The following is a 22593-nucleotide window of genomic DNA, read 5'->3' as shown; positions in this document are numbered from 1 at the left end:
CGCTGTGACGAGCAGACCAACAGCCTGTCCGCGGATGATCGTTCCAGCAATGAAACCTCAACCGAAGTTCATGTAGGGAATCAAGTACGGATATAGCGGCAAAACGCTGGCGTATGTCCGGCACCCCGTTCAACTTGGCCGTAATGACCAATCGGTTTGACCGTATTCAAATCCCCTGCGAATGATTCGCAGCGACAATGGGAAACGTTTCCAGTTTCTTCGACACATTTTTTCCAACCTGGCGTTTTCCGGCCTTCCAGGCTGCCCGCTACGCGGGGCAGCACATGGGCCATGGTGCCAGCGCCTCCCCTCCTGTACGTGCCGAGCGATGTCCCGATACTTCACCTTTGCCGATTACCGCCGCTTCGGCCAACGCCACGGCTTCGATTACCGCGCTGATCCGGAACACCTGCGCGACGACCAGTGGGCCGGCCGCGGCGAAGTCAACGAACAGTTCATGCGCGGTGGCATGAGCCTGATCGCCTCCGACGTGCATAACCGGTTCCCCTATGTGGCGACCGCGCAACAGCGGCCCGGGCTCGCCATCCGCGTGATGCTGCAGGGTCAGGTCGACGTGCGTATCCCGCGACGCGGAAGTTTCACCCTGCGTGCCGGCACCGCGATGACCGCCCACCATCGCGACCAGATCGAGATGACCGGCGCGCACCCCGGCGAAACGCGCCTGCGCGGGGTCAGCGTGATCGTGCCGGGTGGCATCGACGCGGATGTTTTCCAGATGCCACAGCTGGAAAAAGCGCTTGGCACGCACCTGGAATGCCGCCACTGGGCCATTCCCCACGCCATGCTGCCGGTGCTGGGCCAGTTGTTCGACAGCCCGTGGCAGGACGGCATCGACGCGCTGTGGCGCGAAGGCGTGGCATTGCAGCTGCTGGCCCTCGGCCTGCAGGCCGAGGATCTGCAGACCGACCCGGTGCGCACGCTGCGTGCCGGCCAGCGCGAGCGCCTGGAACGGGTACGCAGTTACCTGCATGACGACCCCAGCCATGCACACAGCCTGGTCGAGCTGGCCCGGCTGGCCTGCATGAGCCCGAGCTCATTGCGCCGCCATTTTGCCCAGCAGTATGGAAGTTCGGTGTTCGACTACCTGCATGAACAGCGCATGCGCCATGCCGAACAGGGCCTGCGCGAAAACGGATGGACGGTTGAGCAGGCCGCCGCCGCCAGCGGCTACCGCCACCCCAGCAACTTCGCCGCCGCGTTCCGCAAGCGCTTCGGTCTGGTCCCCAGCCGCTGGCGTACGGGCCCCTCGAAGGTGGGGTGAGGATCCCCGCTCCGGTAGGTGTCGACCTTGGTCGACACGCTCCTGCACCGTCGCCGATGCCGGCCAGCGGCCGGCACTACCAAAGCCGCCTGATTCGACATGCCATGGCTCAGCCCCGGTAGGTGTCGACCTTGGTCCACACGCTCCTGCATCGTCGCGGTAGCCGGCCAGCGGCCGGCACTACCAAAGCCGCCTGATTCGACATGCCATGACTCAGCCCCGGTAGGTGTCGACCTTGGTCCACACGCTCCTGCACCGTCGCGGATGCCGCCCAGCGGCCGGCACTACCAAAGCCGCCTGATTCGACATGTCATGGCCAGCCCCGGTAGGTGTCGACCTTGGTCCACACGCTCCTGCATCGTCGCGGTAGCCGGCCAGCGGCCGGCACTACCAAAGCCGCCTGATTCGACATGCCATGACTCAGCCCCGGTAGGTGTCGACCTTGGTCGACATGCTCTCGCGCCGTCGTGGATGCCGGCCAGCGGCCGGCACTACCCAAGCCGCCTGATTCGACATGCCATGGCTCAGCCCCGGTAGGTGTCGACCTTGGTCGACACGCTCTCGCGCCGTCGTGGATGCCGGCCAGCGGCCGGCACTACCAAAGCCGCCCGATTCGACATGTCATGACTCAGCCCCGGTAGGTGTCGACCTTGGTCGACACGCTCTCGCGCCGTCGCGGATGCCGGCCAGCGGCCGGCACTACCGCCGCCGGGCATCGCGCACCCGGCGTACTCATCAACCTCAATACACCGGCAGATCGATGTAACTGGCCTGCGCTGCGCTGTGCCAGACCCGCTGCGTGGCCTTCTGGTAATCGCCCGGCTTGGCCAGGTAGATGTTCGGCACGTAGGTCTGCGGATTGCGGTCATACAGGGGGAACAGGCTGGACTGCACCTGCACCATCACCCGATGGCCCTTCTGGAAGGTGTGGTTGGCGTTGGGCAGGTCGAAGCGGTACGGCAGCACCTGGTTGGCGGCCAGCGGCTTCGGATCGCTGAAGCTTTCGCGGTAACGGCCACGGAAGATCGCCAGCGACACCGGCAGCTCGTAGCCACCCATCTCCGGCGTCGACGCTTCCTGGTCCGGATACACGTCGATCAGCTTCACCACCCAGTCGCTGTCGGTGCCACTGGTCGAAGCCTGCAGGTGCACCACCGGCGCGCCGCCAATGCGCAGCGGCGCGGTCAGCGGTTCGGTGATGAAGGTCAGCACGTCCGGGCGGCCATCAACGAATCGCTGGTCCTTGACCAGCCAGGTGGTCCACATGTCGCGGTCGCCGAAGCGGACCGGGCGCGGCACGAACGGTACCGGCTTGGCCGGGTCGGACACGTATTCCTCGAAGTCCCCCTCGCCCGCCGCCGGTGCCTGGAACGCCAGCTTGCCGCCGGCGCGCAGGTACAGCGGCTTGCTGCTGGCGGCACAGCCCTTGTCGCAGCTGCGCGGCCAACCCTTCAGGCGGTCCCAGTGGTTTTCGCCGGTGTTGTAGATCAGCACCGGCGGCGTATCGGCCGTCGGCGCGCCATCCACCAGGTACTGGTCGAAGAACGGCTTGAGCACATCGCGACGGAACTGTAGCGCGGTATCGCCATCGAACTTCAGCGCACCCAGCTCGCTGCCGCCGTAGTTCACCTGGCTGTGCCGCCACGGGCCCATCACCAGATAGTTGCGGTTGTTGCCGCTGTCGCGCCCTTCCATCGCCTGGTAGGCGTGGTTGGCACCCCACATGTCTTCCTGGTCCCACAGGCCCTGCAGCCACATGGTCGGCACCTTCAACGGTGTCTTGGCCATCACCGCGTCCAGCGCCTGGCCCTGCCAGAAACCATCATAGGCCGGGTGCTCGACCAGCTTCTTCCACCAGGTCAGCTGGTCCACGCCGGTGAAACGCGCGTAGTCACCGGCCGAACCGAGGCGCAGGAAGGTGCTGTAGTCGTCATAGCCGAGGCTGGGCAGCGGCGTGCCCTTGCCGCGCTTCTCGGTCTGCATTGCGAAATAGTTGAAGTTGACCTGGCGGAACGCACCGTAGTTGAGCCAGTCGTCACCCATCCAGCCATCGACCATCGGGCTCTGCGGCGCGGCCACCTTCAGTGCCGGGTGCGGGTCGGTCAGCGCCATCACCACGGTGAAACCCTCGTACGACGAGCCGAGCATGCCGACCTTGCCGTTACTCTCCGGCACGTTCTTCACCAGCCAGTCGATGGTGTCCCAGGCGTCGGTGGAGTGATCCACCCTGGTGTTGTTCAACGGCCCGCGCAGCGGCCGGGTCATCACGTAATCGCCTTCGGAGCCGTACTTGCCACGGATGTCCTGGAACACGCGGATGTAGCCGCCGTCGACGAACACCTCGTCGCCCTGTGGCAGCAGGTCGCGCATGCGCGGCGAGTCACTGCGGTTGGCACGGCCAGCAGCGTCGTAGGGGGTGCGGGTCAGCAGGATCGGGGCATTGCGGGCACCCTTGGGCACCACGATCACCGTATACAGCTTGGTGCCATCACGCATCGGCACCATCACCACGCGCTTGTCGTAGTCACGACCGACATCGGGGGCAACGAAGGGCTTGCCGCTGATGTCCGGGGTCATCGGCGGGGTATCGGCGGCCAGCACGGCGCTGGACAGGCAAAGGGCAATGGCTACAGCGACGGCACGCACACGCATGGACAACCCCTCCCGGCAGGAAAGCTCCAAGCCTACTCCTGCCCCGAGCCATGAAGTGTGTGCGGGCTTTGCATTCTGCGGTGGATGCAGGCAGGACTGATGGCACATGTGCGGCCAATGTGGGAGCAGTGCGTCCTGTAGAGCCGAGCCCACGCTCGGCTCAGACCGCCGCGACCTACCCGAAGAGCAGCCGAGCGTAGGCTCGGCTCTACAACATCAGGCCACCACCACCTCATGCAGTGCCAGCCAGCGCCAGCGACCCTCTTCCTGCCGCAGCACCGCCAGTGACTCCCGCCATGCAGGCGTGCCGCCATCGAGCGAATGCCCTTCGCGATAGCGCAGCACCGCCAGCGGTGAAGGCGCTTCCACCGCGTGCACGGCGTCGATGGAAATCCGCAGCCCGGGGCGCGCGCCGTGACCGCCCGCGAACAACGCCTGCACGGCTTGCCGATCCAATCGGCGACCCGCGATGCCGACCATGCTGAAGTCCGCGCTGAAGTGCGCCATCAGATCCTCCAGCGCATCGGCGCCGACATCGGCACGGAACCAGGCCTGCAGCTTGTCGTGCAGGTGGTGGATTTCATGTTCTGCGGTGGTATCCATCAGATGTTCTCCGGTTGCGAAAGGGTGAGCAACTGCGGCCGGCGCAGCAGCGCCATCGGCAGCAGGGTCAGTACCGCGGCCAGACCCAGCGCCATGCCGGTGGCGTGGGCCGGCAGCCATTGCATGGCCAATGCCAGCAGCAGCGCGATGGCCGCGGTGCCCAGGCAGAAGCTGAGCTGGCGGTTGAGGTTCCAGAGTGCGCTGGCATCGCCCAATGCTTCGCCCTCGACCCCATGGAAGGCCAGCGTCTGCGCGGTGCTGCTGCACAGGCTGCCGCCGGCGCCCATCAGCGCGAACAGCAGCCCGGCCAACGCGAAGGCCGGCTGCGGCAGCAGCGCCATCAACAGCAGGCCGCTGGCCTGCAGGAGCATGCCCGTACGCAGTACCGTGGCCGGGCCGAAGCGCGCCAGCAGGCGCTTGCTGGCCGTGATCGCAATGGCCGAGGCCAGCGCCCAGGGCAGCATCAACGCGCCGATGCGTGCCGCGCTGTAACCGGCCTGGTGCAGCTGCAGGGTACTGACCAGCTGGCTGCCGATGAACACACCGGGCACTGCCAGATAGACCAGCATCGCCAGGCGCAGGCCCCGATGGGACAGCAGCGACCAGCGCAGCAGGGGCTGCGCCTGCTGCCGTGCATGCCGCAGGTGGACCGCCGCCAACAGCATTGCGATCAACAGCAGTACGGCACCGGCGGCCCGATGGCCGGGTTCACCCAGCCAGGTCAGCGCCAGCAGCAGCGCGCCCAGCGCCAGCATCGCGGTGGACAGCGCATAGGCCTGCAGGCGCGGCGCACTGCGCGCGCCATCGGCCGGCATCCAGGCCAGCACCAGGCCGATCGCCACCACCGCCAACGGCAGGCTGGCCCAGAGCACGCCGCGCCAGGACAACCACTGCACCAGCAACCCGCCCAGCGCCGGCGCCAGTGCGGGCACCAGCAGCGCCACCAGCAGGATGCGGCGGGTCAGCGCGCCACGCTGGTCCGGCGTGCACTGTCGGTACGCTGCCGCCTGTGCCACCGGAATCAGCAGGCCACCGGCCAGCCCCTGCAGCAGGCGCCAGCCCAGCAGCCAGCCGATACCCGGTGCGGCGCCGGCCAGCACAGCGGCAACCGCGAACAACAGCAACGCCACCAGCAGCAGGCGACGCTCACCACAGCGCGCGGCCAACCAGGGCGCCAGCGGAATCACCACGCTCAGGCCCAGCATGTAGGCGGTGCCCACCCAGGCCAGGGTACCGACATCAGCGTGCAGTTCCGCTGCCAGTGCCGGATAGGCCACCGTGGCGATGAACATGTTGACCAGATCCAGGGCGAACACCAGCAGGAAGATCGCCTCATGGCGCAGGCGGGGGGACGGCATCGGCGGCGCTCCAGCAAGGAAGCGTCCAGCATGCCGTCCGGGCTTTGTTGGAAAAACACGACAACACCTGCAACACTGTCAAATCTGTTTTGACAATGAATCGCCATGGTCAGCCTCGATCGCTTCGATATCTTCCGTGCCGTGGTCGAGGCCGGCAGCCTGACCGCAGCGGCCGATCGGCTCGGCCTGAGCCGTGCGGTGGTCAGCTTCAACCTGAAGCGGCTGGAGCAGGAGCTGGGCGTGACCCTGCTGCTGCGCAGTACCCGCCACCTGGCCCTGACCGACGCTGGCGAACAGTTCCTGCAGCACTGCGTACAGGCGCTGGATGCCGCGCAGGCGGCAATCGATGCCGCGCGGCGCGACCAGCACCAGCTGCAGGGTGTGCTGCGCCTGACCACCACCCCGGAGTACGCGCAGCTTCGCCTGATTCCCGCACTGGAAGCCTTCCGTGCGCGGCATCCGGCCCTGCAGCTGCATCTGTCCACGTCTCCCGCGCCGGCAGACCTGATTCCCGAGCGCTTCGACCTGGCGATCCGTCTCGGCCGTCTGCCCGATTCGGGCCTGCATGCCAGTGAACTGGAACGGCACCCGCTGTGCGCGGTGGCGGCTCCGTCCCTGCTGGCACGCCTGCCCTCTGCCGATGCGGCCAACGACCCCGTGCAACTGGGCACCCTGCCCCGCCTGGGTTACCCGCGCCTGGCCGACGTGCCGGTGGTCGCGCCCGACGGCAGCGACGCCTTGTTTGCCACCAACCCGGGCAATGCAGTGGTGCGCGTGGATGGCGCCAGCAGCCTGCGCGCCTTCGCCGTGGCCGGCGCCGGGGTCACCGTGCTGCCACGCTGGCTGATCGAGGACGACCTGGCCCAGGACCGCCTGCGCCCGGTGCTGCGCCAGCACCGCTTCCCGCAGCAGAGCGTGTACGCGGTCTACCCGCACAGCACGCAGCCCTCGCCGAAGGTGCGGCAGCTGATCGATTTCCTGCGCGGGTGGTTCGCCATATGAAAAGGGGACGGAGGGGATTAAGTCGTTTATGCATAAACGACTTAATCCCCTCCGTCCCCTTTTTCAGGCACGGCCCTTGCGGGCCGTGCCTTCAAGCCTCAGCGCAGCACCTGCTCCACCAGCTGCACGTCCACCGTCTGCAGCGGTTCGGCGGCGTTGCGCGACAGCTGCACCTGGTAGGTGCCGCCATCGATCTTCCACTGGCGCGCCTGTGCATCGTAGTGGGCCAGCGTCTTCGGCTCGGCTTCGATGCGGATGCGGCGCTGTTCGCCCGGCTGCAGGGTCACCTTGTCATAGCCGATCAGGCGGATCGGCGTGGTGCTGCCGGCCGGCAGCTTCAGGTACAGCTGGGCCACGTCGGCACCGGCGCGCTTGCCGGTGTTGCGGATGTCGACGCTGGCGACCAGGCGCGAACCTTCCACGCTCACCTTCAGGTTGTCATAGGCGAACGAGGTGTAGGACAGGCCATGGCCAAAGGCGAAGGTCGGGGTCAGGCCCTTGGCCGCCATCCACTTGTAGCCGACGTTGGCGCCTTCGATATCGAAATCGAACACATCACCGAACGGCTTGGCCGGCTTGAAGCCGAGGCCGTCGATGTGCGGGCGCGGCAGCTGCGATTCGTCCGTCACCCAGGTCACCGGCAGGCGGCCGGACGGATTGACCTGGCCGGTCAGCAGTGCGGCAATGCCTTCGCCACCGCGGATGCCCGGGTACCAGGCCTGCAGCATCGCCGGCACCTGCGCCAGCCACGGTGTGCGCACCGGGCCGTTGGTTTCCAGCACCAGCACGGTCTTCGGGTTGGCCTTGGCCACTGCCGAGATCAGGGCATCCTGGTTGTCCGGCAGCTGCATGTCCGGCAGGTCCACCGATTCGGCAGCCCACTGCGTGGCAAACACGATGGCCACATCCGCCTGCGCGGCCGCCTTGGCCGCAGCAGCGGCGTTGGTGCCATCCACATACGTGATAGTCGCGTCCGGGCGCGCCGCACGCAGCGATTCCAGCGGCGAGGACGGATGGAAGATCACCGGGCCCGGCCAGGTGGTCGGCATCACGCCGGGCACCGCGTTGGTGCCCTTGGCGGTCACGCCCACCATCGATGAACCACCGCCACCGATCACGCCCTTGTCGGCATGGCCGCCGATGATGACGATGCGCTTCACGCTGTCGGCCAGCGGCAACAGGTTGCCCTCATTGCGCAGCAGCACGCTGCCCTCCTCCACCGTGCGCTGGGCAACGGCGAAGCCGGCCTCGGCATCCACCTTCTGGTGCTGCGGCGGGTTGTCGAAGTTGCCATGCAGGAACATCGTGCGCAGGATGCGCGCCACCATGTCGTTCAGGCGCGCCTGCGGCACCACGCCGCCATGCACGGCCAGGCGCAGCGGTTCATCGAAGAACACCGCCGCGTCGAACACCTCACCGGCCGACTGCTGGTCCAGGCCGGCCAGCGCAGCCTTCGAGCCACTGTGCACGCCACCCCAGTCGGACATCACGAAACCGGGGAACTTCCATTCCTGCTTCAGCACCTGGTTCATCAGGTAGCCGTTCTCGCAGCCGTAGGTGCCGTTGATCTTGTTGTACGAGCACATCGCCACGCCCGGGCGACCGGCATCCAGCGCGATCTCGAAGGCCAACAGGTCCGACTCGTGCATGGCCTGTTCGCCGATGCGCACGTCGTGGAAGTTGCGACGGGTCTCCATGTCGTTCAGCGCGAAGTGCTTCATCGAGGAGATCACGTGCTGGCTCTGCACGCCCTGGATCAGCGCGCCAACCATCGAGCCGGCCAGCAGCGGGTCTTCGCCGGCGTACTCGAAGTTGCGGCCGTTGCGCGGGTCACGCTGCAGGTTGACGCTGCCCGACAGCAGGATATTGAAGCGCTGCTGCCACGCCTCGCGGCCCATCGTGGCGCCACCGGCGAAGGCAACTTCGCGGTTCCAGCTCGATGCGGTGGACGGGCCCGATGGCATCGCCGTGGCGAAGTCGCCCGGGCGGATGCCCCCCGGATTGGTCACGCCGACACCGGCGTCGGCCGACTGCTGCGACGGGATGCCCAGCCGCGGTACGCCCGGCACGAAGCCGGCCGAACCGACCGCACCTTCCGGCAGCGGGCCGCCGTCCTTGCCCAGCCCGAAGTAGCTGTGCAGCATCTGGAACTTCTCATCCTCGGTCATCGCCTTCAGCAGCAGCGCAGCGCGCGCATCGGCGTTGAGCGTGGTGTCCATCCACGGCGTGTCGCCGTGCTTGTCGGCGGCATAGGCCAGGGTCAGCAGGGTGGCACGCAGCGTGCTGCCTTCCACCTTGAACGGCGCGCTGCTGGCGGCCTGGAAGCCGTCGCTGAAATAGCTGGCATCGGCTTCCAGCGCCACACGCGCCGGATCGAAGCCTGCGGCCTTGGCCGATTCACCGGCCACCGCGCCGAGCAGCACCGCCGGTGCACCCAGCCGCGAACGGGTGACCAGCGCCGGCAGCTGCGCCGCACCTGCACCGGCATCGGTATAGACCGCCACAGTGTGGCGGCCGTCGTCCAGGCGCAGGTAGTTCAGGCCCGGCTGGTCGGGGCCGGATTCAGCGGCGATCGGCAGCCGGGTCAGAACAGCCTGGCCGCGCTGGGTCTGGCCATCGTCCTTGCCGGCGGCAATGAAGCGGTACTCGTAGCCCAGGCCATCGGCCAGCACCTGCAGCGGATCGACCTGGCCGATGCCGCGCTGCACCTGGCGCACGCTCACCGCGTCCACCTTCAGGCTCTTCAGTTGCGCGGCCAGCGCCGGCATCGCCTCGGCGTGGGGCGCCTGTTCCAGGGTCAGCACAGTGAACGCGGTCGGGTCGGCCCAGGCCGGAGCGGCCAGTGCGGCAGACAGGGCCAGAGACAGTGCAAGCGGTTTTGTAAACGTTTTCATCGGCAGGCGTAATTCCGTTGCCAAGGCAATCGGTCCAGGGAAAGTGCCGCCGAAGGGTGCAGCGTTCATGCCGCGCAGGGGTTGCCAGGCAACGCCCCGCAGGCCGATGGACGGGCCGGTCTGCGCGCGGGACCCTCCTCCCGGCGTGACAACCTGCCTGCCCGGGCCGCGCAGGGCGACCCAATCCTGTGAAGATTGTGCGAGGGCGTTCACACCTGTCAACAGGACCTAAGTCACAGGGGCAACCCGGCCAATGGCTATCAGGCCATCACTGGCGGTCATCAGCGCGCCGCGCGAGGCTGCTGATAATGGAGATCCCTGGCCACGAATCGAGCCCATGACCGTACATCGCGACTTCGATCATCTCTGGCGCGACCGCTGTGACACCTCCAGCCAGCGCGCACCGCGCGTGCTGATCCGGGTGTTCGTGGCCCCGGGCGAGCTGGAGCGCAGCGTGGCGTTCTACGAGCAGTTGCAGGGCGTGGTAGCCGATGCGGGGTTCCCGTTCCCGGAAGCCGGGCTGCGCCTGGCGATGGTCGGCGCCTTCCTGCTGATCGAAGGCAGCCAGGCGGCACTGGCACCGTTCACCTCGACCACGGGGACACTGCTGGTCGATGACGTTCGGCCCTATCACGACAAACTGGTCGCCGCCGGCGCCGAGATCATCTTCCCGCTGCAGGTAGTCCCGACCGGGGCGGCGTTCAATGCGGTGCATCCCGATGGCACCGTGGTTGAATACGTGCATCACCGGCCGGATCCGCACGGGCGCTGAGGGGGCGCACGGCCGGGCGGCGCCCGGCACCCGCGGTAGTGCCGGCCGCTGGCCGGCAACCTCAGAAGCAACAGCCGAAGCAAAAGCGGGCTTCCTGTGGGTTGGCGGGGGTGGGGGCCGGTTGCGGGGACGCCGTGAATCCGTCTGTCGAAATAATCGATTTCGATTGAGATTCATCCACGCATGGCGTGGATCTACAATCCCTCAATGTCCTCCCCCGCCCTGCCCTGGAATGGCACGTTGCTGCTGGATGCTCACGTGGCCGTGCTGCAGGGTCATGCCGGTGACAGCGCCGCGCACGCGCACTACGCCCATCAACTGCTGCTCAGCGACGGCGCAGCCTGGAAGGTCGAGGTCGATGGCGTGCAGCAGCAAGGCCAGCGGCTGTGGCTGCCGTCATTCCAGCCGCACGCGATCCTGTTAGCGCCAGAAGCAGGCTGCACGGTGTTCCTTGAGCCGACGCATGCCAATCCCGCACAGATCCAGCAATACCTGCACGCACTGCCGGGCAACGCGCTGGAACTGCACGGCTGGCTGCCACGGCTGAGCCGCCCGCAACCGCTGGACCGCCGCGTGCAGGCGGCATTGGCCCGTATCGCCCAGCACCTGCCCGGCCCGGTGCCGGCCGCCGATATCGCCGGGGCGGCGCACCTGTCGACCAGCCAGCTGCACCGGCGTTTCCAGTCCGAGCTGGCAGTGACCCTGCGCGGCTGGGTGCTGTGGCAGCGGCTGCGCCGCGCACTCATGCATCATCTGCGCGGGCACACCCTGACCGACAGTGCGCATGCCGCTGGATTCGCCGATCTGGCCCATCTGTCGCGCAGCCTGCGCCGCATGTTCGGTATCGGTGCCGCGCAGCTGCAGGGCCTGCAGCTTCACGCGGCCTGACACGGCCCATCATCCGCGCCTGCGCAGACCTTCCGGCAGCTCCGGCACCTCGCCATGCGGCAGTTCGCGGAACGGCGCCAGCAGCTGTCCCGGATAATCGCGCGGATAGTCCGGTTGGCTGCCGATGCCGAGGTCGCGCTGCTGCAGCCGATAGCCCGGCGCATCGAAGGCGGTCCCCAGCAGGTGATCCCAGACGGTCAGGAACAGGCCGAAGTTGACGTCGCCAGCGGTGCCGTAACGCATGTGGTGGAAGCGGTGCAGCGGCGCCCACGCCATCACCCGGCCCAGCAGGCCCGGGCGCATGTCCACGTTGGAGTGCTGCAGCAGCAGCTGGATGGCAATGGCGAAGGCCAGCACCGCAGCCACCGGCATCGGCAGGCCCAACAGCAGCAGCGGCAGTACGCCGCCCACTGCTTCGGCCGCCTGGTGCAGCGGATGCTTCATCAAGCCGTTGAAGCCGTACATGCGGGTGACGCTGTGATGCACCGCGTGCAACCGCCACAGCCAGCCGATGCGATGGCTGGCGTAGTGCACCAGGGTAATGCCAAGGTCGGCGCAGACGATGGCCAGCAGTACCTGCAGAACGAACGGCCACTGCAGCGGCCACAGCTGCCACGGAAGGAGCGCTGCCAGCAGCGGCACCGCAGCGATCGACAGCAGGTTCAGGCTTTCGTTGACCAGTGCATGCAGGGTGTCACGCAGACTGTCGCCGTGGTCGTGGTTGAACGCGGGGTCATACGGCCAGGCACGTTCGGCAGCGAACGAAACCGCGATGGCGACCGCCAGCAAGGCCAGCAGCCATAGCGGATCGCCATGGAGGTGGCCGACCCAGACGACGGCGGCGGCAACGAAACCGAGCAGGAACAGCGGGGCATACAGGCGGAGGATCCAGTGTTTCATGGGCAACCCGGAACGTGAGGGGCCTGCATGCTGGCGCGGCACGACGGTTGCGGGCTTGAACAAACGGCGCAACCCGCCCCGCCTCGGTGGATATCCCCCCTTTGGCCGACACCGCGTTTCCCCCACCCACGGATGGCGTGGATCTACAATGGCGCCCTCATCGCGCCCGGTACCGGCATGGATTCCTTCAACCTGATGCGCGCCTTCCGCCGCATCGTCGAACGCGGCGGGCTGGCCCGCGCTGCCGAAGACCTGGGCATGTCGCCGGCCGGGCTGAGCAAGCAGTTGCGCGCGCTGGAAACGCACCTGGGCGTGGTGCTGCTGCAGCGGACCACGCGGCGCATGAGCCTGACCGAGACCGGCCACGCCTATTACCGCGAATGCTGCCGCCTGCTCGACGAATTGGACGCATTGGAACGTGGCATCGCCGAACAGCGTGGCGAGGTGGCCGGGCGCCTGCGTGTCAATGCACCGCAGTCGTTCGCACTGAGCACGCTGTCGCCGCTGCTGCCACGCTTCCTGCAACAGCATCCACAGCTGTCGCTGGACCTGGTGATGGAAGATCGCCTGCTCGATGCGGTCGGTGAGGGTTTCGATGTGTCGTTGCGGCTGCGTGCCGAGCTGGACGACTCGCGACTGGTGGCGCGCCGGCTTGCCTCGCTGCAACAGGTGCTGTGCGCTGCCCCGTCCTACCTGCGGCAGCGTCCAGCACCGCAGTCGGTGGACGATCTGCAGGTGCACAGTGTGCTGGCCTACAGCCTGTCCGACTCCCCCGGCAGCTGGCCGCTGCTCGGCCCGGATGGGCAGGTGACCATCACCCTGCCGGCACGCGTCACCGTCAACAACAGCCTGCTGCTGCGCGACCTGCTGGTGGCCGGCATGGGCATCGGCGCCCTGCCCTCGTTCCTGGCGGCACCAGCGCTGGCCCGTGGCGAACTCCAACAGGTGCTGCCCGACCACCGCTATCCGCCACGCTTCGTGCATGCGGTCTATCCCACGTCGCGCCACCTGCAACCCAAGGTGCGTGCCTTCATCGATTTCCTGCACGCCGAGCTGCCCCGCTGCGCCGGCCTGGATTCGTAACCGCCAGCGAAAACTGAGCTGCCCACGGCGCGCTGTTTCGGCCCCGCCGCGCTGCCTAATCTGCCGCCTCCCCTCTCACCGATGGCAGGCAGATGTCTCCCGTTCCTTCCCCCGCCACCGCCGCGCCGGTGGTCGACTTCTTCCACGACGTGGTCTGCGGCTGGTGCTTCGTGCTGGCCCCGCGCCTGCAGCAGGTCTCGGCCGAACTCGGCATCCAGGTGCGCCATCGCAGCTTCGTGCTGCAGGACTCGCGCGCGCAGATGGTCGAGGTGTTCGGCTCGATGGAGCGCGCCAAGGCGATCATCCTGCGCCACTGGACCGACTGCGCCGCGCATGAAGACAGCGCGCGCATCGATATCGAAGGCATGCGCGCACAGGACTTCGAATATCCCTCCGGCTGGCTCGGCGCACTGGCCTGCCAGGCCGCAGGGTTGATCGGCGGCAATGATGCCCATGGCGCAATGTTCGACGCGGTGCAATGGGCGCACCTGCACCAGCACCGCAACATCGGCGACGCCGAAGTGCTGCTGGATATCGCCGAATCACTGGGCCATCCCCGTGGTGCCTTCGCTGACCACATGCGCAGCGACGCAGTGCGCCAGCGCGTGCAGGCCGATCGTGCCGACGCCGCTGCCCTCGGCATCCGCTCCATTCCCACCGTGATCGGCGGCAACGGCCTGCGCCTGCAGACCCTGCCGCTGCCGCAACTGCGCCAGGCCCTGGCGCCCCTGGTCGCGGCCTGAGCCGCACCCTCCCCACCCTGCAAGGAGATTCCCCCATGACCCCACGTATCCTGGCCAGCGCGCTGGCCCTGCTACTGGCCGGCACCGCGGCGTCCACCACCGTGTCCGCGCACGAACGCGTTCCCTCCGGCCAGCAGGTCGGCACCAGCCCCTGGGGGCCGAAGGACGAGATCGGCCGGCTCAACCTGATCACCGAAGCCTCGCGTGCGGCGATCCTGTCGCGGGTCAGCGGCGGCAAGGCCTATGACCTGGCCACCGACTACTACGTCGGCATGCCCAGCTGGCAGGACGCCGGCGACCCGCACTACCAGTTCTGGATGACCCACACCCCGCGCGGCACGGTGATGGATGATCCGATGGGCGTGGGCGAGAGCATGAACCTCACCCGCAGCTACACCGGCACCGCGTTCTCGATGTACAGCCACACCGGCACCCACATCGATGCGCTGAACCACTTCGGCATCCACGGAAAGATCTGGAACGGCTTCGAGGCCGACAAGCATCTCGGCGATCGTGGCTGGAATGTCACCGGCATCGAGAAATTCCCGCCGCTGATCGCGCGTGGCGTACTGATCGACGTGGCCGCCGCCAAGGGCGTGGACATGCTGCCGGACAGCTACCGCGTCACCCGCCAGGACCTGAAGGATGCGCTGGCACGCCAGCGGGTGAAGCTGCAGCAGGGCGATGTGGTGCTGATCCGTACCGGCCGCATGCGCCTGTTCGAACAGCCCAAGGCCTACATGGCCAACCCGCCGGGCATGGGCCTGGACGCGGCGCGCTTCCTGGTTGAGGACAGCGGCGCGATGATCGTCGGCGCCGACAACCTGAGCTTCGAGACCTTCCCCTCGGAGGTGGCCGACGACTACGTGCCGCTGCACACCTACCTGCTGGCCCAGCAGGGCGCGCCGATCATCGAACTGGTGGCGCTGGATGAACTGGCCCGCGACAAGGTCTACGAGTTCGCCTTCATTGGCGGCCCGCTGAAGATCCGCGGCGGCGATGCCGCGCCGCTGCGCCCGGTCGCGCTGCCGGTCCGCCCGTAACCGGGCCCTGTGGGTGCCGACCTGGCTCGGCACTCCTTTTCCACTTCAGCAACCTGAAACCCGGCCCGCTAATTTCATTAGTAATTCTACTCACAAGGCGAGTAGCATGTCTGGTCTCAGCCCCTGATACCAGCCCGCCGATACTCGCTCCATGCCTGTCGTTTCCGCCCGTTCCTGCCGCTTCCAGCCCGCCCGGCGCCTCCCTTGGAGGACCGGCTGATGGGCGCCGTCGTCGCCCTCGACCGGCTGCTGGACGGCCGCCAGTTGTGGCGCGGCCCGGCCCGCCAGGGGCCGGCCAGCGACCACCTGGCCAGCGGCCACCCGGTGCTGGACGCACGCCTGCCCGGCGGCGGCTGGCCGGCCAGCGGGCTGTGCGAGGTGCTGCACGCGGCGCCGGGCGTTGGCGAACTGGCACTGGTCTGGCCGGCGCTGGCCAGGCTGAGCCAGCGCGACCGCCCGATCGTGCTGGTCGCCCCACCCTATCGCCCGCATGCCCCGGCCTGGGCCGCGGCCGGGCTGGATCTGGCCCAGCTGCAGATCATCCACGCTGCGCCGAAGCAGGCGCTGTGGGCGGCCGAACAATGCCTGCGCTCTGCCGCCTGCGCGGCGGTGCTGTGCTGGCCGCACCAGGCCGACGATCGCGCCCTGCGCCGGCTGCAGGTCGCCGCCGACAGCGGCCAGTGCCTGGGCTTCGTGTTCCGCGAGGCGCAGGCAGCGCGCAACCCCTCCCCGGCCAGCCTGCGCCTGCAGCTCGACCACGGCCAGGTAAGGGTGCTGAAGTGCCGTGGCGGCCTGCCACCCGCGCAGCCGTTGCCACTGGCCATCACCCACTGAGGCCGCGCCATGCACTGGGCCTGCCTGTTGTTGCCGCAGCTGGCGCTGGACAGCGTGCTGCGCCTGCAGCCGGACCCCCAGCGGCCACTGGTGCTGCTGCAGGGCCCAGCGCAGCGCCGCGTGCTGCGTGCGGTCAGCCCGGCCGCGCGCGCAGCAGGGCTGCGCCCGGGCATGCTGCTGTCGGCTGCGCAGGTGCTGGTGCAGGACATGCACCTGCACGACTACGACCCTGACGCGGAACAGCACACCCGGCAGCTGCTGGCCAGCTGGGCCTACGCCTACAGCTCGCAGGTCAGCCTCGATTTCCCGCATGCACTGGTGCTGGAAATCGGCGCCAGCCGTGCCCTGTTCGGTGACTGGCTGACGATCGAAAAGCGCCTGCGCAACGAACTGCATGAACTCGGTTTCCGCCACCGCCTGGTGGCCGCCCCCACGGCACATGCCGCGCGCGTGCTGGCCAACGTCCACGACGGCCTCGGCATCGATGCGCAGCAGCTGCCAGCGGCACTGGCGCAGCTACCCTTGCCGCGCTGCGGCCTGCCCAGCGACGCGGTGACCGTGCTCGGCCGTTCCGGCCTGCGCACGCTGGGTGCGGTGCTCGAGCTGCCGCGTGACAGCCTGGCCCGGCGCTTCGCACCGGAGGTACTGCAGCAGCTGGATGCACTGCGCGGCCTGCCCACCGCGCCGCTGCGCTACTACCAGCCACCGGACCGTTTCGATGCGCGCATCGAATTCGAATACGAGATCGAATCCAGCCAGGCCCTGCTGTTCCCGCTGCGCCGCCTGCTGCTGGACCTGGCCGCCTTCCTGTGTTCGCGCGATGGCGGCGTGCAGCGCTTCGACCTGCATTTCGAGCACGACCTGCTGCCGGCCAGCGTGCTGACCATCGGCCTGCTGGCCCCCGAACGCGATCCTGCGCTGCTGTTCGAGATCGCACGCAACCGCATGGAAGCGTTCGCCCTGCCGGCCGGCAGCCGCGCACTGCGCCTGCAGGCCGAGCAGCTGCCACCGTTCGTGCCCGCCGCGCGCGACCTGTTCGATACCCGGCCGGCGCAGGCGATGCCCTGGAACCAGCTGCGCGAGCGCCTGCGTGCGCGGCTGGGTGATGACGCCGTGCAGCCGCTGGCGGTGCAGGCCGACCATCGCCCCGAACGCGCCAGTGGCACCCAGCCACCGGCCAAGCCCCCGTCGTACTGGCCACTGCGCCCCGGCTGGTTGCTGGACACCCCACAACCGTTGCGTGACCCGCGCCTGCGCATCGTCGCCGGGCCGGAGCGGATCGAATCGGGCTGGTGGGACCAGGCCGACGCACGCCGCGACTACTACGTGGTGGAAACCGCACACGGCCAGCGCGGCTGGGCCTTCCGTGAGCGCAACGATCCGCATGCGCCGTGGATGCTGCACGGCTGGTTCGGCTGAGCCGCCATGCACAGCGAACTGCCCGGCTACGCCGAACTGCACTGCCTGTCGGCCTTCAGTTTCCAGCGCGGTGCTTCGATCGCCGAAGAACTGTTCGCGCGCGCCGCTGGCCAGGGTTACCGGGCACTGGCGATCACCGACGAATGCTCGCTGGCCGGCATCGTGCGCGCCTGGCAGGCGGCGAAGGCGCATGGCGTGGCGCTGATCGTCGGCGCCGAATTCCAGGTCGAGGACGGGCCGAAGCTGGCCCTGCTGTGCACCGACCAGGCCGCCTATGCCGGGCTCTGCCAGTTGATCACCACCTGCCGGCGGCGCGCAGCCAAGGGCGAGTACCGCTGCCTGCGCGAGGATCTGCTCGGCCTGCCCGACGGCCTGCTGTGCCTGTGGCTGGACCGGCAACCGGCCGCCACCGACCTGGAACTGCTGCGCGCCGGCTTCAATGATCGGCTGTGGTTGGCGGTGGAGCTGCACCACGAACACGACGACGCACGCCGCCTGCAGCAGCTGCAGGCCTTCGGCCAACGCCACCGCCTGCCGCTGGTCGCCAGTGGCGACGTGCACATGCACGTGCGCCGCCGCCGCGCCCTGCAGGACACCCTGACCGCGATCCGCCACCGCTGCAGCGTGGCCGAGGCTGGCTGGCGCCTGTTCCCCAACGGCGAGCGCCATCTGCGTCCGCGCACCGCGCTGGCCCAACTGTATCCGCCCGAATTGCTGGCCGAGACCCTGCGCATCGCCGAGCGATGCCACTTCACCCTGGAACAGCTGCAGTACACCTACCCACGCGAGCTGGTGCCCGAGGGGCATGACCCGGACAGCTGGCTGCGCGTGCTGGTCGAGCGTGGCATTCCCTGGCGCTGGAAAGGCGGCATCGAACCGAAACAACGCGAGCAGATCGAACACGAACTGGCGTTGATCAAGCAGAAGAACTACGCCTCGTACTTCCTCACCGTGCAGGACATCGTGCGCTTCGCGCGCAGCCAGGACATCCTCTGCCAGGGCCGCGGCTCGGCGGCCAACTCCGCGGTGTGCTTCGTGCTGGGCGTGACCGAGATCGACCCGGCACGCAGCAACCTGCTGTTCGAGCGCTTCATCTCCGCCGAGCGCGACGAGCCACCGGATATCGACATCGATTTCGAGCACGAGCGCCGCGAGGAAGTGCTGCAGTACGTGTTCAAGCGCTATGGCCGCGAGCGCGCCGCACTGACCGCGGTGGCAATCAGCTACCGTGGCCGCAGCGCGATCCGCGACGTGGCGCGTGCACTTGGCCTGCCGATGGACCAGGTCAACGAACTGGGCGCGGCGATGGACCACTGGGGCGGCAACATCCCATTGCCGGAAACCCTGCGCGAGCGCGGTTTCGATCCGGACACGCCCTTGATGCGGCGCCTGCTGGCGCTGACCGCCGAGCTGATCGACTTCCCGCGCCACCTGTCGCAGCACCCCGGCGGTTTCGTGATTTCCGAACATCCCCTGTCGACCCTGGTGCCGGTGGAAAACGCGGCGATGGCCGACCGCACCGTCATCCAATGGGACAAGGACGATCTGGATGCCACCGGCCTGATGAAGGTCGACTGCCTGGCGCTGGGCATGCTTACCGCCATCCGCAAGTGCCTGGCCATGCTGAAACAGCATGGCCTGCATGAAGGACGCATGGATGCGATCCCGCCCAAGGATGCAAAGACCTTCGACATGATCTGCGCCGCCGACACCATCGGCGTGTTCCAGATCGAATCGCGCGCACAGATGGCGATGCTGCCGCGCATGCAGCCACGCACGTTCTATGACCTGGTGATCGAGGTGGCAATCGTGCGCCCTGGCCCGATCCAGGGCGACATGGTGCACCCCTATCTGGAGCGGCGCCGGATCCTGCGCGAACAGGGACCGGACGCGTTGAACGACCCGGACAACCCGCTCTACCCACCGCAGCTGGAACGCGTGTTCGCACGCACGCTGGGCGTGCCATTGTTCCAGGAACAGGTGATGCAGCTGGCGGTCGAAGCAGCCGGTTACACGCCTGGCCAGGCCGATGCCCTGCGCCGTTCGATGGCGGCCTGGAAACGCCGTGGCGGCTTGGAACCGCATCGTGAAAAACTGCTGGCAGGCATGTTGAAAAACGGCTTCAGCCGCGAATACGGTGAGCACCTGTTCGAGCAGATCAAGGGGTTCGGTGATTACGGTTTCCCGGAAAGCCACGCCGCCAGCTTCGCCCTGCTGACCTATAACAGCTGCTGGCTGAAATGCCACCATCCGGCCGCGTTCACCGCCAGCCTGATCAACAGCCAGCCGCTGGGTTTCTACAGCCCCGACCAGCTGCTGCAGGACGCGCGCCGGCATGGCATCCGCGTGCTTCCCGTGGACGTGCGCCACAGCGACTGGGACTGCACGCTGGATTTCAGCAGGGGCGCGGCCGCGATCCGGCTCGGCCTGCGCCTGGTCGACGGCTGCAATGAAGCGGCTGTACAGGCCATCATGCGCGAACGTGCACGGCGCCCGTTCGACGATGTGGGCGACCTGTGCCAGCGCACCGCCCTGGATCGCCGCCAGCAGGGCCTGCTGGCCGATGCCGGTGCGCTGCGCGGGCTCAGCGGCCATCGCCATCGTGCACGCTGGGATATCTCCGGCGTGGAGAACCGGCTGCCGCTGTTCGACCAGGCCCGCGCCACCGCTGAAGCACGCGTGCCGCTGCCCCTGCCCAGCGCCTGGGAGGACATGCAGGCCGATTACCGCAGCATCGGCACCACCCTCGGCCGCCACCCGATCTCGTTCCTGCGCACGCAGCTGCGCAGCCGCGGCTGCCTGGATGCCGCGCAGCTTGCGGGCCACGGCCATGGCCGTCGCGTGCGCATCGCCGGCCTGGTCCGCATGCGCCAGCGCCCGCAGACCGCCAGTGGCGTTACCTTCCTCACCCTTGAAGACGAGACCGGCATGGTCAATGCCGTGGTCTGGCGGCACCTGGCCGATCGCCAGCACCGGGTCCTGGTCGATACCCGGCTGATGCAGATCGACGGCCGCCTGGAACGCGTCGATGGCGTGCAGCATGTCATCGTGCAGCGCATGCACTGCCTGGATGAACTGTTGCAGGGGTTGCGCAGCCACAGCCGCGATTTCCATTGACGATACACAGCGTCACACAATGAACTGGCCATCGGTCGCCCGCATCCGCTATCGTCGCTGCATCCAAGGAAGGACGACACGATGCCGCGCGCACTGCTGCTGACCACGCTGGTGGTCTCCACACTCGCCCTGCTGGTTTCCGGCTGGACCGCCTGGAGCCTGCATCGCAGCCAATCGCCACAGCGCATCATCGAAGCGCGCGGGCTGATCATCCACGATGGCACGGGCCAACCCCGGGTGATCCTAGGCGCGCCGGTGCCCGCCCCCCTCAGCCGGGGCCGTATCCAGGGGCCGCGCGCTACCGCCCTGTCCGGCCTGATCCTGCTCGGCCCGGATGGCTCCGAACGCGGGGGCTATGGCACCAGCGATCGCGGCGGTGAAGCCGTGCTGACCCTGGACGATGCCAATGGCACCACGGAAGTGTTCAAGGTGGTGGCCAACCCGGACCGTGGTGCCAGCCTGATGGTCAAGCACCAGAACAACACCGGCGCCATGCTCACCTCATGGCAGGGCAAGCCGGAACTGATGTTCGTCGATGACAGCGGCCAGTCCCACTACGTGCGCCCGGGCGCCAACGCCGCGCCCTGATCTGCTTCTGTAGCGTCGAGCCATGCTCGACTGCTTCTACCAACAGCAGCCGAGTATGGCTCGGCTCTACAAAGGCGAAGCAACGTCGAGCATCGCTCGACGCTACAGACCGCACACCGCCGCCAGGTCGTCAGCCAGCGGCCGCAGTTGCGCCGCGCCCAGCGCCGCGCAGGTGATGCGCAGGCCATGTGCCGGCGCCGCCACCGCGAACACCTCGCCAGCGCGCACATGCCATCCGCGCGCGGCCAGCGCCAGCACCTGCGGATGGCTGTCGCCCGGCAACGGCAGCCACAGGTTCAATCCCTCCATCGGCAGCGGCGTCGGCACGCCACGCGCGCGCAGCAGTTCCTGCAGCGACTGCAGGCGCTGCTGGTAACGCTCGCCTGCCGAGGCGATCTTCGCCCGCTGCGTTGACGACGCCAGCACCGAGGTTGCCGCGTCCTGCAGCAGGTGACTGACCCAGCCGATACCGGATGCCAATCGCAGCCGCAACCGCATCGCGGTTTCTTCATCGCAGGCCAGCCAGGCCAGCCGCAGGTCGGGGCCGAGCGGTTTGGACAACGAACGCAGCAGCGCCCAGCGCCGCCCATCCAGCGGCAGTACCGAGTGATAGGCCTGCTGCGAGAGCAGCGCATAGTGATCGTCGATCAGCACTGCTACCTGCGGGTACGCCGCCAACAACTGCCGCAACGCCCGCGCCCGCTTCGCATCCAGGCTGGCCCCGGTCGGATTGTGCGCCCGGGGGGTGAGCAGCACCGCACGTGCACCAGCCTCCAGCGCCTGCCGCAGCGATTCGACCTGCATGCCCTGGGCATCCACCGCCACCGGCAACGGCGCATGACCCGACGCATTGAGCACATTGAGGCTGCCGAGGAAGCATGGATCCTCCACCGCGATGCGATCACCCGGCAGCAGCCACGCCGCCAGCAGGCGCTCGATGCCATCGACGGCGCCATGGGTCAGCTCCAGCGCATATCCCTCGGGGCAATCCGCATCCAGCGAGGCGCGTGCCAGCGCCTGCAACCTCGTGTCGACCGTACCCACGCCATACAGCCGCGGCGCCGCCGGGGTCAGGCGCAGGTTCGGCAGCAGGCGCGGATCCGGGTTGCCACCGGCCAGGTCCTGCAGCGCCAGCCCCGGGGTGCTGCCCTCGCGCGCCAGCGGCGGCGGCAGGCCACGCACCACCGTGCCGCGGCGGCCCGCCGTGCTGGCCAGTCCCGCCGCATCCAGGCGCTTGTAGGCAGCAGCCACGGTGTTGCGGTTCACGCCCAGCTGCTCGGCCAGTTCACGCACCGGCGGCAGCACGCTACCGGCCGGCAGGCGGCCCTTGCCGATGCCGTCGCGGATGCTGTCGAAGATCGACTCGGCGCTGTGCCCGGTGATTTTCATTTTGTCCTATGCCAAAATATCTCTTG

The 22593-nt window shown here is 68.1% G+C and carries 17 protein-coding genes; 11 read left to right on the top strand and 6 right to left on the bottom strand.

The window, feature by feature from the left end; translation table 11 throughout:
* Nucleotides 1-328: 328 nt before the first annotated feature.
* Nucleotides 329-1282, top strand: a complete 954-nt coding sequence (locus tag E5790_RS18305; RefSeq protein ID WP_049407541.1) for an AraC family transcriptional regulator — start codon at nt 329-331, stop codon at nt 1280-1282.
* A 741-nt stretch (nt 1283-2023) separates the two neighbouring features.
* On the opposite strand, the gene E5790_RS18300 is transcribed toward E5790_RS18305, so the two are convergent.
* From E5790_RS18300 to E5790_RS18290, 3 genes are all read right to left on the bottom strand, one after another.
* The gene (locus tag E5790_RS18300) at nt 2024-3934 is read right to left on the bottom strand and encodes a CocE/NonD family hydrolase (protein WP_014647498.1); all 1911 of its coding nucleotides are present in this window, start codon (nt 3932-3934) and stop codon (nt 2024-2026) included.
* A gap of 216 nt (nt 3935-4150) precedes the next feature.
* Complete coding sequence (locus E5790_RS18295) at nt 4151-4537, bottom strand: DUF4440 domain-containing protein (protein WP_049440941.1); 387 nt, start codon at nt 4535-4537, stop codon at nt 4151-4153.
* Entirely contained in the window at nt 4537-5895 is a 1359-nt protein-coding gene (locus E5790_RS18290) for an MFS transporter (RefSeq protein WP_049440944.1), read from the bottom strand. Before E5790_RS18290 ends, E5790_RS18295 begins: the two co-directional genes overlap by 1 nt.
* A 105-nt stretch (nt 5896-6000) precedes the next feature.
* Here E5790_RS18290 and E5790_RS18285 point away from each other — a divergent pair, with 105 nt between their 5' ends.
* Nucleotides 6001-6897: a LysR family transcriptional regulator gene (locus E5790_RS18285; RefSeq protein ID WP_014647501.1), complete on the top strand. Its 897-nt coding sequence runs from the start codon at nt 6001-6003 to the stop codon at nt 6895-6897.
* A gap of 98 nt (nt 6898-6995) precedes the next feature.
* On the opposite strand, the gene E5790_RS18280 is transcribed toward E5790_RS18285, so the two are convergent.
* A complete protein-coding gene (locus tag E5790_RS18280; protein ID WP_111205929.1) occupies nt 6996-9791 on the bottom strand; it encodes a glycoside hydrolase family 3 C-terminal domain-containing protein in 2796 nt (931 codons plus the stop codon).
* A gap of 337 nt (nt 9792-10128) precedes the next feature.
* Here E5790_RS18280 and E5790_RS18275 point away from each other — a divergent pair, with 337 nt between their 5' ends.
* Both E5790_RS18275 and E5790_RS18270 read left to right on the top strand, forming a co-directional pair.
* Entirely contained in the window at nt 10129-10563 is a 435-nt protein-coding gene (locus E5790_RS18275; protein ID WP_014647503.1) for a glyoxalase/bleomycin resistance/dioxygenase family protein, read from the top strand.
* A 183-nt stretch (nt 10564-10746) separates the two neighbouring features.
* Nucleotides 10747-11451 carry an AraC family transcriptional regulator gene (locus tag E5790_RS18270; protein WP_111205928.1) on the top strand — a complete coding sequence of 235 codons (705 nt, stop codon included), beginning with the start codon at nt 10747-10749 and terminating at the stop codon, nt 11449-11451.
* 9 nt (nt 11452-11460) lie between these two features.
* Here the strand turns inward: E5790_RS18270 and E5790_RS18265 are convergent, their stop codons facing one another.
* A complete protein-coding gene (locus E5790_RS18265) occupies nt 11461-12351 on the bottom strand; it encodes a sterol desaturase family protein (RefSeq protein ID WP_032960191.1) in 891 nt (296 codons plus the stop codon).
* Nucleotides 12352-12483: 132 nt separating this feature from the next.
* On the opposite strand from E5790_RS18265, the gene E5790_RS18260 reads away from it, so the two are divergent.
* From E5790_RS18260 to E5790_RS18230, 7 genes are all read left to right on the top strand, one after another.
* Nucleotides 12484-13434, top strand: coding sequence for a LysR family transcriptional regulator (locus E5790_RS18260; protein WP_014647506.1), 951 nt, complete (start codon nt 12484-12486; stop codon nt 13432-13434).
* A gap of 92 nt (nt 13435-13526) precedes the next feature.
* Entirely contained in the window at nt 13527-14177 is a 651-nt protein-coding gene (locus E5790_RS18255) for a DsbA family protein (protein WP_014647507.1), read from the top strand.
* A 35-nt stretch (nt 14178-14212) separates the two neighbouring features.
* Nucleotides 14213-15220, top strand: coding sequence for a cyclase family protein (locus E5790_RS18250; protein WP_049418880.1), 1008 nt, complete (start codon nt 14213-14215; stop codon nt 15218-15220).
* A gap of 219 nt (nt 15221-15439) precedes the next feature.
* Complete coding sequence (imuA, locus tag E5790_RS18245) at nt 15440-16054, top strand: translesion DNA synthesis-associated protein ImuA (protein ID WP_111205927.1); 615 nt, start codon at nt 15440-15442, stop codon at nt 16052-16054.
* A 9-nt stretch (nt 16055-16063) separates the two neighbouring features.
* Entirely contained in the window at nt 16064-17473 is a 1410-nt protein-coding gene (locus E5790_RS18240; RefSeq protein ID WP_046431214.1) for a DNA polymerase Y family protein, read from the top strand.
* A gap of 6 nt (nt 17474-17479) precedes the next feature.
* Nucleotides 17480-20590, top strand: coding sequence for an error-prone DNA polymerase (locus tag E5790_RS18235; protein ID WP_032957267.1), 3111 nt, complete (start codon nt 17480-17482; stop codon nt 20588-20590).
* Nucleotides 20591-20671: 81 nt separating this feature from the next.
* A complete protein-coding gene (locus E5790_RS18230) occupies nt 20672-21178 on the top strand; it encodes a hypothetical protein (protein ID WP_111205926.1) in 507 nt (168 codons plus the stop codon).
* Nucleotides 21179-21280: 102 nt separating this feature from the next.
* Here E5790_RS18230 and ptsJ read toward each other — a convergent pair whose 3' ends face one another.
* Nucleotides 21281-22567 (bottom strand): transcriptional regulator PtsJ, encoded by a 1287-nt coding sequence (ptsJ, locus tag E5790_RS18225; RefSeq protein ID WP_046431219.1) that lies wholly within the window; start codon nt 22565-22567, stop codon nt 21281-21283.
* Nucleotides 22568-22593 lie beyond the last annotated feature (26 nt).

Source organism: Stenotrophomonas sp. PAMC25021, assembly GCF_004795795.1.
GTDB classification, from domain to species: Bacteria; Pseudomonadota; Gammaproteobacteria; order Xanthomonadales; family Xanthomonadaceae; genus Stenotrophomonas; species Stenotrophomonas muris.
This window is presented reverse-complemented; position numbering and strand designations above follow the sequence as displayed.